A 12131-nucleotide genomic window follows, 5' to 3' on the forward strand; every position below is an offset into this window, starting at 1 on the left:
TGACCCACACCAGGAAGAGGGATTTACGCCATGAGCAGCACCGTGGAGCTCACCAAGGAGAACTTCGACCAGACGGTCACGGACAACGAGTTCGTCCTGATCGACTTCTGGGCGTCCTGGTGCGGGCCGTGCAAGCAGTTCGCGCCGGTCTACGAGAAGGCGGCCGAGGAGAACCCGGACCTCGTGTTCGGCAAGGTGGACACCGAGGCGCAGCCGGAGCTGGCCGCGGCCTTCGGTATCCAGTCGATTCCCACGCTGATGATCGTCCGTGACCAGGTCGCCGTGTTCGCCCAGCCGGGCGCCCTGCCCGAGGCCGCCCTGACGGACGTCATCGGGCAGGCCCGGAACCTCGACATGGACGAGGTCCGCAAGGCGATCGCCGAGCAGCAGGCCCAGGAGGGCCAGCAGGCGAGCTAGCGGGCGAGCTGGCAGGGATCTAGTAGGGATATGGAGCCACGTCTCCGCGTACCGTCGTCCAGCGCAGTTCGGTGAAGGCCTCCAGGTTGGCCTCGCCGCCGAAGCGGGCGCCGGTGCCGGAGGCGGCCACTCCGCCGAAGGGCGCCACGGCCTCGTCGTTGACGGTCTGGTCGTTGATGTGGACGATGCCGGTCGGTATGCGCTCGGCGAGGTCCAGGCCGCGGGCCGTATCGCGGGTGACGATGCCCAGGGAGAGTCCGTAGGGGCTCTGCGCGGCCAGGGCCGCCGCCTCGTCGGCGGTGGTGAAGGAGCGCACGGGCGCGACGGGGCCGAAGACCTCCTCCGCGTACGCCGGGGTGTGGTCGCCGACGTCGGCGAGGACCGTGGGCCGGTAGAAGAGCCGGTCGTAGGTGCCGCCCGCGGCGAGCTTGGCGCCCGCGGCCTTGCTGGACTCGACCAGGCCGCTGATCTTGGCGAGTTGGCCGGAGTCGATGATCGGGCCCAGGTGGACCTGTTCGCGGTACGGGTCGCCGACGGCGAGTGAGTCGGCCTTGGCGGCGAGCCGCTCGACGTACTCGTCGTACAGGGACGCGTGCACCAGGTGGCGTCCGGTCGTCATGCAGATCTGGCCCTGGTGGAAGAACGAGCCCCAGGCGGCGGTGGAGATCACCGCGTCGAGGTCGGCGTCCGGCAGCACGATCATGGCCGAGTTGCCGCCGAGTTCCAGGTGGGCCCGCTTGAGGTGGCGGCCGGCGGCCTCGCCCACGGCCCGACCGGCGGGGGTGGAGCCGGTGAAGGAGATGACCGGCACGCGCGGGTCGGCGACCAGGGCCTGTCCGGCGTCCGGGCCGCCGGGGAGCACGTGCAGCAGGTCCTGCGGCAGGCCCGCGGCGGCGAAGACCGCGGCGAGGGACAGTCCTCCGCAGACGGCGGTGCGCGGATCCGGCTTGAGGACGACCGCGTTGCCGAGGGCCAGGGCCGGTGCGACGGAGCGGATGGACAGGATCAGCGGGGCGTTGAACGGGGAGATCACGCCCACCACACCGGCCGGGACGCGGCGCGTGTACGACAGGCGCGGCGCCTCGCTGGGCAGGACCTGGCCGGCCGGGCGGGAGGCGAGCGCGGCGGCCTCGTAGCATTCCTGGGCGGCGACGTGGAGTTCGAAGTCGGCCTTGCCGGGGACGGAACCGGATTCGCGGACGAGCCATTCGCGCAGTTCGGCGGCGTGGGCCGTGAACAGGTCGCCGGCCCTGCGGAGCACGGCGGCTCGGGCGAAGTGCGGGGCACGGGCCCACTCGCGCTGGGCGGCGGCGGCCCTCCCGGCGGCGGCGCCGACGTCCTCGGGGGTGGCGAGGGCGAGGGTGCCCAGGGCTTGGCCGGTGGCGGGCTCGGTGACGGTGTACCCGGGCCCCGTCAGGGTCTGGGGCTGCCAGGTCCTGGTGTCGAGCAACGGCATGACGGCTCTCCGATCGATCGGTCACCGGCTGACGGGGTGGTCGGAATTCCCGTGAGTGCGCGGCCGGTTCGGCGGTCATAGGGCGGGACGCGGCGACCGGGCCGCATCCGTGCGTGCCGGTGGCCCGCGTTCGTACGCGTCCCCATTTTGTTGAGCGTGCAACATCCTAGTCATGTCGCAGGACGGCGAGCCGGCCGACCACCCTCGGCCCAGACCGCGCGATACGGAGTGTGGTCAGCTCGACTCGCGGTGCACCACCGTGGCGCCCAGCACCTTGTGCGTCTCGGGCTCGGCGCCGGGCTTGCGCACGGCGCGGTCGACCAGTTCGGCGAGTTCACGGCCGGAGGGCAGTTCCAGGCGGACCGTGCTGAGCCGTGGCCGCAGCAGCCGGCCGAGCATCAGATCGTCGGCGCCGATCACGGCCGTCTCCTCGGGAATGCGGATGCCCTCGTCCTTCAGGGCCCGCATCAGCAGCATCGCGTACTCGTCGTTGTAGGTGAACACGGCGTCGAGGCGGAGGCCCCGCCAGCGGGCGGCGAGACGCGCGGCGGCCTCCTCCTCGTACGGGAGGGGCAGCTCGGTCACGGTGGCGTCGGTGCCCCGCAGGGACTGGCGCACACCGTCGAGCCGGGGCGCGGAGAACGCCTCCAGGCCGGGTTCCCGCGGGACGACGACGCCGATGCGGCGCCTGCCGCGGTCGTAGAGGTGGGAGCCGGCGCTGTGGCCGACCACGTCGTGGTCCATGAGCAGGGCGTGCGCGCCCTCGATGGTCTCGGGGCCGAGGGTGACCACGGCCCGCGCCCCCGAGCGCTTGAGCACCGCCACCCCGCGCGGGCCGAGCCCGGAACCGGGCACGAGCACGGCCACGGGCCGCAACTCGGCCCAGGCGCGGGCGGCTTCGTCGCCGTGCGGGCCGCCGGTGCCGTACTGCACGACCGTGTAGTCCAGGCTGCCGAGCGCGCCCTGGAGGTCGGCGAGGAACCGGCTGTAGAGCGGGCCGACGGGGAAGGTCGGCGCGGGGATGAGGACCATACGGCTGTGCCCGGCGCGCAGGCTGCGGGCCGCCGCATGCGGGACGTACCCGAGTTCCCTGGCGGCCTCGTGGACCCGGCGGCGGGTGGGCTCGCTGATCCGTACGGCGCTGGTGTTGTTGAGGACGTAGGAGACGGTCGCGCGCGAGACGCCGGCCAGGCGGGCCACGTCGGCGCTCGTGGGCACGGAGCGCGACGTTGCGGGAGACGGGGGCGCGGGCGTTTTCGGTATCTGCACCATGACGTACGGCATCTTGGCAGAAGCCTCAATGCGCCTTTCAGGCGGGGGAGTTGTGAGGAAGCCGTGAGCGGTCACGGAGGCCCGCACGCGCGCTCAGCCGCCCGCGGCCGTGCCCGTCACCCGGTTCACGAAGTCGACCCAGGCGTCCTCCAGGCGGGCCAGGGGCATCCCGCACTGTCTGGTCAGGTGGTGGATCAGGGCCGGGTCGAGCTGGCCCATGAGGGTGTGGGAGAGCAGTTCGCAGTCCGCTTCCGGGACGACCTGCCGCAGCAGCATGGCCACGTGGTGGCGCAGCACCCGGCGGGCCGGGACGGCGAAGCGGCGGCTGGCGCCCGGCTCGGCCGCCAGCTGCAGCTCCAGTTCGTCGGTCGAGCGGCGCAGCATCGCGCAGCCGAACGCCCGCAGCCGCTCCACGGGCGGTGCTCCGGGTCCGAGTGGGGGCGGCCCGGCGAGGAACGCGGCCTGGAACTTCTTCTCGGAGTGGTCGAGCAGCGCCGACAGCAGGCCGGTGCGGTCGCCGAACCGGCGGAAGACCGTGCCCTTGCCCACACGGGCCTCGGCGGCCACCGCCTCCATCGTGACGGCGTCCGCGCCGCGCTCCGCCACCAGCCGCGCGGCGGCCTCCAGCAGCCGGGCCCGGTTGCGCGCGGCGTCGGCACGCAGGCACGGCTCGTCGGGCTCCAGGGCGGTGCCGAGCTGGAGCAGCTCGGGGTGGTCGACGGATTCCTGGGGCGTCGGGAAGGGCGGCTGGAGGGCGGACATGAAGCCAGCGTAAAGCATCGGGAACAAAACTGGACCGCGGTCCGGTTAGATGCTACAAACATTAAGCGGACCCCGGTCCGGATCGTTACGGCAGTGTTTCGAAGCCGTCCTTCACTACGTGGGAGTCACCATGTCTGTTCGTATCCTCGCCCTCGTCGGCAGCCTTCGCGCCGGTTCGCACAACCGCCAGCTCGCCGAGGCCGCCGTCAAGCTCGCACCCGAGGGTGCCGACGTGGAACTGTTCGCGGGGCTGGCCGAGATCCCCTTCTACAACGAGGACATCGACGTCGAGGGCAGCGTCCCGGCCGCGGCCGTGCGGCTGCGTGAGGCCGTCTCCGCCGCCGACGGCCTGATCCTGTTCACGCCCGAGTACAACGGCACCATCCCGGCCGTCCTGAAGAACGCCATCGACTGGCTGTCCCGACCGTTCGGTGCCGGTGCCCTCAGCGGCAAGCCGGTCGCCGTGGTCGGCACCGCGTTCGGCCAGTACGGCGGTGTCTGGGCGCAGGACGAGACCCGCAAGTCCGTGGGCGTGGCCGGCGGCAAGGTGCTGCAGGACGTCAAGCTGTCCATCCCCGGCTCGATGACCCGCTTCGCCGAGACGCACCCGGCCGACGACGCCGAGGTCGCCGCGCAGCTGACCGAGGTCATCGCCCGTCTGCACGGCCACGCCACGGAGCCGGCCGCTGCCTGATCCGCTCTCGCACGATGCCACGGAGGGGCCGAGGCCGTCGCCGGCAGCGGCCCCTCCGGCATGCCGTCGGCGAAGTCGCCGCTCAGACCGGTTGCGGCAGTTGCCCGGCCGCCCGCTCGTCCCGGTGGATCGGGGTGCCCGCTCCGGTGAGCGGCCGGCCCGTGCCACCGTGCCGGGCCGCGACGATCTCCGCCGCGATGGACAGGGCGGTCTCCTCGGGCGTCCGGGCGCCCAGGTCGAGGCCGATGGGTGACCTGAGCCGGGCCAGCTCCCGCTCGTTCAGCCCCGCCTCCCGAAGCCGCCGGTCGCGGTCCTGGTGGGTGCGGCGGGAGCCCATGGCGCCGACGTAGGCGACGGGCAGGCGCAGGGCTTCGGTCAGCAGGGGGATGTCGAACTTGGCGTCGTGGGTGAGCACGCACAGGACGGTCCGCGCATCGGTCTCCGTCCGCCGCAGATAGCGGTGGGGCCAGTCCACGACGATCTCGTCGGCCTCGGGGAAGCGGACCCGGGTCGCGAAGACGGGGCGGGCGTCGCACACGGTGACGTGGTAGCCGAGGAACTTGCCCGCCCGTACGAGGGCGGCGGCGAAGTCGATCGCCCCGAACACGATCATGCGGGGCGCTGGGACGGCCGACTCGACGAGCAGGGTGAGTCCGCCCGGGCAGTGCGAGCCGTCCTCCGAGACCTCGATCGTGCCGGTGCGGCCGCCGTCGAGCAGGGCGCCGGCCTGGACGATCGCCGTACGGTCCAGTTCGGGGTGGCCGCCGAGGCTGCCCTCGTGCGTGCCGTCGGCGCGTACGAGCACCGCCCGGCCGAGGAGGCCGGACGGGCCGTGGACCACTCGGGCGAGCGCCACCGGCTCGCCGTGGGCGGCGGCCGACAGGGCGGCGGCCTGGACCGTCCGGCCGGCGTCGTACGGGGTGATCATGATGTCGATCGTTCCGCCGCAGGTCAGTCCGACCGCGAAGGCGTCCTCGTCGCTGTAGCCGAACCGCTCGACACGCGTCTCGCCGTCCTGGAGAACCTGGAGGCACAGGTCGTACACCGCGCCCTCCACGCATCCTCCGGAAACCGAGCCGATGGCCGTGCCGTCGGCGGAGACGGCCAGGGCGGCACCGGGAGGGCGCGGGGCGCTGCCGCCGACGGCGACGACCGTGGCGACGGCGAAGTCCCGGCCCTCCTCGATCCACTCGTCCAGGTGCCCGGCGAGGTCAAGCATCGCCGCCCGCCATCAGGACACGGTCGGGGCGGATCGGCAGGTGCCGGTGGCGGACGCCGGTCGCGTGCCAGACGGCGTTGGCGACCGCCGCGGCGGCGCCCACGATGCCGACCTCGCCGATGCCCTTGATACCGACCGGGTCGTCCGGGTCGGGGTCGTCGACCCAGTCGGCCTCGATGTGCGGGATGTCGGCGTGCGCGGCGACGTGGTAGCCCGCGAGGTCGGCGCCGTAGAGACCGCCCGTGGCCCGGTCCCGGACGGCTTCCTCGTGCAGCGCCATCGAGATGCCCCAGATCATGCCGCCGACGAGCTGGTTGCGGGCGGTGAGCGGGTTGACGATCCGGCCGGCCGCGAAGATGCCCAGCATGCGGCGCACCCGGACCTCGCCGGTGGCCGGGTCGACGGCGACCTCGGCGAACTGCGCGCCGAAGGAGTGCCGTTCCTTCTGGGCGAGGGCGCCGATGGCCTCGGCCGTGTTCGACCGTACGGTGATGCCCTCCGGCGGAATGTCGGCGCCCGGCGCGAGGCTCTGCCGCAGTTCCTCGGCGGCGGCCGTGACGGCCCAGGCCCAGGAGCGGGTGCCCGCCGAGCCGCCGGCGATCATCGCCGGACCGAGGTCGCTGTCCCCGATGCGCACCCGGACGCGGTCCGTCGGCACCCCCAGCGCGTCGGCGGCGACCAGGGTGAGCGCGGTCCGGGCGCCGGTGCCGATGTCCGCGGCGTTGATCCCCACCGTGAAGGTGCCGTCCGCCTCCGCGGTGACGGCCGCCGTGGAGGGCATGGCTCCCGCGGGGAAGGAGGCGGCGGCGGTTCCGGTGCCGAGCAGCCAGCGGCCGTCGCGGCGCACGCCGGGGCGCGGGTCGCGCTCCGCCCAGCCGAACCTGCGGGCACCTTCCCGGAAGCAGGCGATCAGATTGCGGCTGCTGAACGGCAGCCCGGACACCGGGCCCACGCTGGGCTCGTTGCGCAGGCGCAGCTCGATCGGGTCGATCCCGCACCGCTCGGCGAGCTCGTCGAGCGCCGACTCCAGCGCGAACGAGCCGGGCGCCTCCCCGGGGGCGCGCATCCAGGTCGGGGTCGGCACGTCGAGCCGCACGACCCGGCTGGCCGTGTGATGCGCGTCCGCGTCGTACATCGCCCGGCTCGCGGCGGCGCTCGGCTCCACGAACTCGTGCACGGACGAGGTCATGTTCAGGGACTGGTGCTCCAGGGCGCGCAGGCGCCCGTCCGCGTCGGCGCCGAGCCTGACCCGCTGGACCGTGGGGCTGCGGTAGCCGGCGAGCGAGAACATCTGCCGACGGGTCATGACGACCCTGACCGGGCGTTGCAGGACGGTCGCGGCCATCACGGCGGCCACCTGGTGCGCACGGGCACCCTTGCTGCCGAAGCCGCCGCCGACGTGCTCGGAGCGCACCCGCACGGAGGCGGGGTCGAGGGAGAACAGGTTCGCCAGCTCGCCGGCGACCCAGGTGGTGCCCTGGTTGGAGTCGACGACCTCGAGCCGGCCGCCCTCCCACAGGGCCGTGGCGGCGTGCGGCTCCATCGGGTTGTGGTGTTCCTCCGGAGTGGTGTACTCCGCGTCCACCACGACGGCGGAGGAGGCGAGTTGGGTCTCCAGATCGCCCTTCTCCATCACGCCCGGCGCATGGCCGTCGACCGGATACGCCTCGGTCTGCCGCTCGGCGGAGAACGCGACGTCGTGCGGCTCCTGGTCGTAAGTCACGACGAGGGCCTCGGCGGCCTCCCTGGCCTGCTCCGACGTCTCGGCGACGACCAGCGCCACCGGCCAGCCCATGTGGATCACCCGGTCGTGCTGGAAGAGGGCGACGCTCGGGTCCGGCGGGACGCCCAGCAGTCCGACGTAGTCGCTGTCGACGCGCGGGGCGTTGTGGTGGTGGAGCACGGTGAGGACGCCGGGCATGGCGAGGACGGGTTCGGTGTCGAGGGCGCGGATGCGGCCGCGGGCGACGGTGGACAGGACCAGCCAGCCGTGGGCGAGTTCGGCGAAGGGGATCTCGGCGGCGTAGCGGGCCGTTCCGGTGACCTTGTCGCGACCTTCGACGCGGGTGTGGGCGGTACCGACGGAGCCTTTGGTGGCGGTGGTCATCGAGTGGCCTCCTCGGCGAGTTCGCTCAGGCCGGCCACGACGAGGTTGCGCATCAGGGTCACCTTGTATCCGTTGTGGGGCAGCGGTTTCGCGTGGGTCAGTTCGGCGTCCGCGGCGGCCGCGAAGTTCTCGGCGTCGGCCGGGGCGCCGAGCAGGGCGCGTTCGGCCGTGCGGGCCCGCCAGGGGCGGGAGGAGACCGCTCCGAAGGCCAGGCGGACATCCCGTACGACACCGTCCTCGACGTCGAGCGCGGCGGCGATCGAACCGATGGCGAAGGCGTACGAGGCACGCTCGCGCACCTTGCGGTAGCGGGAGTTGGCGGCCACCGGGGCGGGCGGCAGGGTGACACCGGTGATCAGCGCGCCCGGCGGCAGGGCCGTCTCCAGGTGCGGGGTCTCCCCCACCGGCAGGTAGAAGTCGGCGAGCGGCAACTCACCAGGCCCGTCCGCCGTTTCGTAGGACACGGTCGCGTCGAAGGCGGCGAGCGCCACGCCCATGTCGGAGGGGTGCGTGGCCACGCAGTGGCCGGAGGCGCCCAGGATGGCGTGATTGTGGTGCTCACCGGTGATGGCGGGGCAGCCGCTGCCCGGGGTGCGCTTGTTGCACGCCGAGGTGATGTCGGAGAAGTAGCCACAGCGGGTGCGCTGGAGCAGGTTCCCGCCGACGGTGGCCATGTTGCGCAGCTGCCCGGAGGCGCCGGCCAGCACCGCCTGTGCCAACGCCGGGTAGCGCAGGCGTACTTCGGGGTGCGCGGCGAGGTCGCTGTTGGTGACGGTCGCGCCGATGCGGAGCCCGCCGTCGCCGGTCGGCTCGATGCGGTTCAGGGGCAGTTCGCGGACGTCGACCAGCCGGGCGGGCCGCTCGACGCCGGTCTTCATCAGGTCGACGAGGTTGGTGCCGCCGCCCAGGAAACGGGCTTCGCCGTCGCCGTCGAGCAGCGCCACGGCGCCGGAGACGTCGTAGGCGCGCTGGTAGCCGAACTCCCTCATGCCGCCGCCCCCTTCGCCTCGGCGGCGCGGGCCACGGCCTGGACGATCGACACATACGCGCCGCAGCGGCACAGGTTGCCGCTCATCCGCTCCCGGATCTCCTCCGGGGTCAGCGCCGGCGGTCCCGCCTGGGGTCGCATGTCGTCGGTGGCGGCGCTAGGCCAGCCCGCCGCATGCTCCTCGATCAGGGCGATGGCCGAGCAGATCTGCCCCGGCGTGCAGTAACCGCACTGGAATCCGTCGAGGTCGAGGAACGCCTGCTGCACCGGGTGCAGTTGATCGCCTTCGGCCACGCCCTCGATGGTGGTGATCTCACGCCCCTCGGCCGCCACCGCGAGTTGGAGGCAGGACACGGCCCGGCGGCCGTCGACCAGGACCGTGCAGGCGCCGCACTGGCCCTGGTCGCAGCCCTTCTTCGTGCCGGTCAGATCGAGGCGCTCGCGCAGGGCGTCGAGGAGGGTGGTGCGGTGGTCGACGGTCAGCGTGTACTTCTCGCCGTTGACGGACAGGGTGAGGTCGCTGGACGTCGATGGTGGCATGGAAGCCTTCTTTCTCACGTCGCAAGGTCGGCAGGCAGGAGTCGTGGGTGGCGGGGCCGGTTCGTGGCGGTGCAGGATGCGGGGCAGGCCTGCCGCGGCACGGTGTCTCGGGCTGTCCGCGCGGGCGTCCCGCCGATACGATGGAGCAAGCGGACAGTTGTCCGTTACCCGGAAACGTAACGGACAACTGTCCGCTTAACAAGGGCCGGGTTTCGGCCAAGGCCGCGAGGAGGGCGAGTGCCGCAGAAGAAGGACGCTCCTCTGCGCTCGGACGCGCAACGCAACCGCGAGCGCATCCTGGAGGTCGCGCTGGTCGAACTGACGCGTGCGGCGGACGCGCCGCTGAGCGCGATCGCCAAGAAGGCGGGCGTCGGGCAGGGGACCTTCTACCGCCACTTCCCCAGCCGTGAGGCCCTCGTCATGGAGATCTACCGGCACGAGATGCAGCAGGTCGCCGACACCGCGGCACCGCTGCTGGAGAGCCGGGAACCCGACCGGGCGCTGCGTGAGTGGATGGACCGCTGCGCACGGTTCGCCATGACCAAGGCCGGCCTGGCCGACGCGCTCCGCCAGGCCACCAGCGCACCGGGAAAGCCGGCGAAGCCGGCACACACCCCGCTGACCGAGGCGGCCGAACTCCTCCTCCGCGCCAACGAGGAGGCCGGCACCATCCGCCCGGGAATCACAGCGGACGACCTCTTCCTCACCATCGGCGGTCTCTGGACGATCGACCCCCACACCGACTGGCAACCACGCGCCACCCGCCTGCTGGACCTCGTCATGGACGCACTGCGGGTGGGGGCGCCTGGGCGGTGACGGGGCGGGGGCTTCGCGGGGGCTGCGCGGGGCGACCGACGGACGCGCTGCGGAGAGCGACGCCCACCGGGGCGGGCCCGGGGTCGGGGAACGGACGACGGCCATCTCGGCGAGGACCACCGCCGGCATTCAGGCCACACAGCGCTACCCGGCGGGGCGGCACCGGCGGCTGGACCGCCCGGCCTTCGGGCGGACGGCCGAGAGATGCGCCGCGGGAGGGCCGCGTCCGGTGGTGAACGGCCCGGGTCAAGGGACGCGACGATGGACGTCTCGGCAATCACCGGCTGTCGGCATTCAGACCGCGCGGCACAACCCAGGGAGACAGCGCCGGCGGTGGACGGCCAGGCCAGGCCTTTGGGCTGACGGACGAGGCCCGGGGCGGGGGTCGGACGATGGACGTCTGGGCGATCAGTGCCGCCGGCAGGACGCCGAAGAACTGGTTCGGGTGGGCCGCCCCACACGGCCGCAGCGCAGCGCCGTCGCGCCGTGCACGGTTCGCCGGATGCCCCGCAGCGCTACCCGGCGGGGGGCGTCGGCGGCGGTGGGCCGCCGGGTCTTCGGGTGGACGGACCAAGGGTCCGCTTCGTGCGCCCGGGTCGGGGTTTCAGGCGACGGCCGTGGGGGCCAGTTCCCGTAGTTCTCCAAGGGCCGTTGCCACCGCCGGGCGGGCGTGGCCGCCGCCGCGGGTGCAGGTCAGGAGTTTGCGGTGGGGGTTGCCTTCGCAGCGGATGCGGACGATCGGGAGATGCGGGGTCAGGTGGGCGAGGCGTGGGATGAGGGCGACGCCGAGCCGGTGGGCGACGAGGTGGGCGGCGACGTTCCAGTCGAGGGCATGGTGGACGACGTCGGGGGTGAAACCGGCCGCGCCGCAGGCGGACAGGACGTGCGGGCGGCAGGCACTCTCCTCCACCGGCGCGATCCACGGCTCGTGTGCCGCCTCCGCGAGATCGACCCGGGCCCGTCCGGCCAGCCGGTGCCCGTCGGGGACGACCAGGTCGAACGGGTCGTCGAGCAAGGGCTGCTGGTCGAACCGCGTGTCGCTCAGCGGCGGGTTGTGCGGGGTCGACTCGACGATCGCCAGGTCGATGTCACCCTCGAAGAGGAGGTCGAAGCTCTCCGGGACGCCCGCCTCGGTGATCCGTACGGACAGCCGCGGGTGCCGCTCCCCCAGCCGGGCCGCCATCGGCGCGAGCAGCACCGAGATGGCCACGGGAAAACCGGTCACCCGCAGCACTCCGGACGGCGCCCCGTGGTCCGCCCGCAGATCGAGTTCCGCCTGGTCCCAGCGGGCCTGGATGGCGTCGGCGTGCGCGAGCAGGCTCTCGGCGGCCGGAGTGAGGCGGACCCCGCGTCCCTGCGGCTCCAGCAGGTCGACGCCCAGGTCACGGGCGAGCTGCCGGACCTGCTGGGAGGCGGCTGACGGGGTGAAGTGCAGGGCTCGGGCGGCCGCGGTGACCGTGCCGTAGTGGGCGACCGCCCTCAGGACGTGCAGTCGGCGCAGGTCAATCATGAAGTCCAGGCTTCACAATGGCGTCCACAAAGTCAACCTGGACGTGTACGGAGACTCCGACGCACCCTGGCTGTGTCGCGACGGTCAACCAGCCACGACGTAAGAGGAGTCAGAGACATGATCAGCACCACCGGCACCGTCTGCCCGCACTGCGGCTGGCCGGACGGAGGCGAGCCGTTCCAGGTGCTGTCCCGGCACACCACCGCGACGGGCCGCACGGAGTGGACGCGCTGCGGATGCGGCTCGCTCCAGGTCCGGGTCGTCGACGGCTGCGGCATGCGCGTCGTCTCGCGCAGCAGGCCGGCATCCGGGTCCGCTCCGGCTCGGTCGGGTACGGCGAGCCGTTGAGG

The 12131-nt window shown here is 73.1% G+C and carries 12 protein-coding genes; 4 read left to right on the forward strand and 8 right to left on the reverse strand.

Features of this window, described 5'->3' with window-relative positions; all coding sequences use genetic code 11:
- Window positions 1-30 precede the first annotated feature (30 nt).
- Entirely contained in the window at window positions 31-417 is a 387-nt protein-coding gene (gene trxA, locus PV963_RS03955; RefSeq protein WP_274814149.1) for a thioredoxin, read from the forward strand.
- A 19-nt stretch (window positions 418-436) separates the two neighbouring features.
- Here the strand turns inward: trxA and PV963_RS03960 are convergent, their stop codons facing one another.
- The 3 genes from PV963_RS03960 to PV963_RS03970 form a co-directional block, all read right to left on the reverse strand.
- Complete coding sequence (locus tag PV963_RS03960) at window positions 437-1873, reverse strand: benzaldehyde dehydrogenase (protein WP_274814150.1); 1437 nt, start codon at window positions 1871-1873, stop codon at window positions 437-439.
- 234 nt (window positions 1874-2107) lie between these two features.
- Window positions 2108-3157 (reverse strand): LacI family DNA-binding transcriptional regulator, encoded by a 1050-nt coding sequence (locus PV963_RS03965; RefSeq protein ID WP_425540871.1) that lies wholly within the window; start codon window positions 3155-3157, stop codon window positions 2108-2110.
- 81 nt (window positions 3158-3238) lie between these two features.
- Window positions 3239-3907: a TetR/AcrR family transcriptional regulator gene (locus tag PV963_RS03970; RefSeq protein ID WP_274814152.1), complete on the reverse strand. Its 669-nt coding sequence runs from the start codon at window positions 3905-3907 to the stop codon at window positions 3239-3241.
- A 130-nt stretch (window positions 3908-4037) separates the two neighbouring features.
- Here PV963_RS03970 and PV963_RS03975 point away from each other — a divergent pair, with 130 nt between their 5' ends.
- Window positions 4038-4601: an NADPH-dependent FMN reductase gene (locus PV963_RS03975; protein ID WP_274814153.1), complete on the forward strand. Its 564-nt coding sequence runs from the start codon at window positions 4038-4040 to the stop codon at window positions 4599-4601.
- A gap of 82 nt (window positions 4602-4683) precedes the next feature.
- Here the strand turns inward: PV963_RS03975 and PV963_RS03980 are convergent, their stop codons facing one another.
- From PV963_RS03980 to PV963_RS03995, 4 genes are read right to left on the reverse strand one after another with little or no spacing between them, the layout of a single operon-like run.
- Window positions 4684-5820 carry an XdhC family protein gene (locus PV963_RS03980; protein WP_274814154.1) on the reverse strand — a complete coding sequence of 379 codons (1137 nt, stop codon included), beginning with the start codon at window positions 5818-5820 and terminating at the stop codon, window positions 4684-4686.
- Window positions 5813-7927: a xanthine dehydrogenase family protein molybdopterin-binding subunit gene (locus PV963_RS03985; RefSeq protein WP_274814155.1), complete on the reverse strand. Its 2115-nt coding sequence runs from the start codon at window positions 7925-7927 to the stop codon at window positions 5813-5815. Before PV963_RS03985 ends, PV963_RS03980 begins: the two co-directional genes overlap by 8 nt.
- Complete coding sequence (locus PV963_RS03990; protein WP_274814156.1) at window positions 7924-8916, reverse strand: FAD binding domain-containing protein; 993 nt, start codon at window positions 8914-8916, stop codon at window positions 7924-7926. The genes PV963_RS03985 and PV963_RS03990 overlap by 4 nt, the downstream gene beginning before the upstream one ends.
- On the reverse strand, window positions 8913-9455 hold the full coding sequence (locus PV963_RS03995; RefSeq protein ID WP_274814157.1) for a (2Fe-2S)-binding protein: 543 nt from the start codon (window positions 9453-9455) through the stop codon (window positions 8913-8915). The genes PV963_RS03990 and PV963_RS03995 overlap by 4 nt, the downstream gene beginning before the upstream one ends.
- Before the next feature lie 237 nt (window positions 9456-9692).
- On the opposite strand from PV963_RS03995, the gene PV963_RS04000 reads away from it, so the two are divergent.
- Window positions 9693-10271: a TetR/AcrR family transcriptional regulator gene (locus PV963_RS04000; RefSeq protein WP_274814158.1), complete on the forward strand. Its 579-nt coding sequence runs from the start codon at window positions 9693-9695 to the stop codon at window positions 10269-10271.
- Between the two features lie 604 nt (window positions 10272-10875).
- Here PV963_RS04000 and PV963_RS04005 read toward each other — a convergent pair.
- Window positions 10876-11781, reverse strand: a complete 906-nt coding sequence (locus PV963_RS04005; protein ID WP_274814159.1) for a LysR family transcriptional regulator — start codon at window positions 11779-11781, stop codon at window positions 10876-10878.
- A 117-nt stretch (window positions 11782-11898) separates the two neighbouring features.
- Here PV963_RS04005 and PV963_RS04010 point away from each other — a divergent pair, with 117 nt between their 5' ends.
- Window positions 11899-12129 carry a hypothetical protein gene (locus PV963_RS04010; protein ID WP_274814160.1) on the forward strand — a complete coding sequence of 77 codons (231 nt, stop codon included), beginning with the start codon at window positions 11899-11901 and terminating at the stop codon, window positions 12127-12129.
- Window positions 12130-12131: the final 2 nt, after the last annotated feature.

Source organism: Streptomyces coeruleorubidus, assembly GCF_028885415.1.
Classification (GTDB): Bacteria; Actinomycetota; Actinomycetes; order Streptomycetales; family Streptomycetaceae; genus Streptomyces; species Streptomyces coeruleorubidus_A.

Bases quoted from the DNA above. Each gene is read 5' to 3' on its own strand.
- trxA (WP_274814149.1), top strand. From the start codon at position 31: ATGAGCAGCACCGTGGAGCTCACCAAGGAGAACTTCGACCAGACGGTC.
- PV963_RS03960 (WP_274814150.1), bottom strand. From the start codon at position 1,873: ATGCCGTTGCTCGACACCAGGACCTGGCAGCCCCAGACCCTGACGGGG.
- PV963_RS03965 (WP_425540871.1), bottom strand. From the start codon at position 3,157: ATGCCGTACGTCATGGTGCAGATACCGAAAACGCCCGCGCCCCCGTCT.
- PV963_RS03970 (WP_274814152.1), bottom strand. From the start codon at position 3,907: ATGTCCGCCCTCCAGCCGCCCTTCCCGACGCCCCAGGAATCCGTCGAC.
- PV963_RS03975 (WP_274814153.1), top strand. From the start codon at position 4,038: ATGTCTGTTCGTATCCTCGCCCTCGTCGGCAGCCTTCGCGCCGGTTCG.
- PV963_RS03980 (WP_274814154.1), bottom strand. From the start codon at position 5,820: ATGCTTGACCTCGCCGGGCACCTGGACGAGTGGATCGAGGAGGGCCGG.
- PV963_RS03985 (WP_274814155.1), bottom strand. From the start codon at position 7,927: ATGACCACCGCCACCAAAGGCTCCGTCGGTACCGCCCACACCCGCGTC.
- PV963_RS03990 (WP_274814156.1), bottom strand. From the start codon at position 8,916: ATGAGGGAGTTCGGCTACCAGCGCGCCTACGACGTCTCCGGCGCCGTG.
- PV963_RS03995 (WP_274814157.1), bottom strand. From the start codon at position 9,455: ATGCCACCATCGACGTCCAGCGACCTCACCCTGTCCGTCAACGGCGAG.
- PV963_RS04005 (WP_274814159.1), bottom strand. From the start codon at position 11,781: ATGATTGACCTGCGCCGACTGCACGTCCTGAGGGCGGTCGCCCACTAC.
- PV963_RS04010 (WP_274814160.1), top strand. From the start codon at position 11,899: ATGATCAGCACCACCGGCACCGTCTGCCCGCACTGCGGCTGGCCGGAC.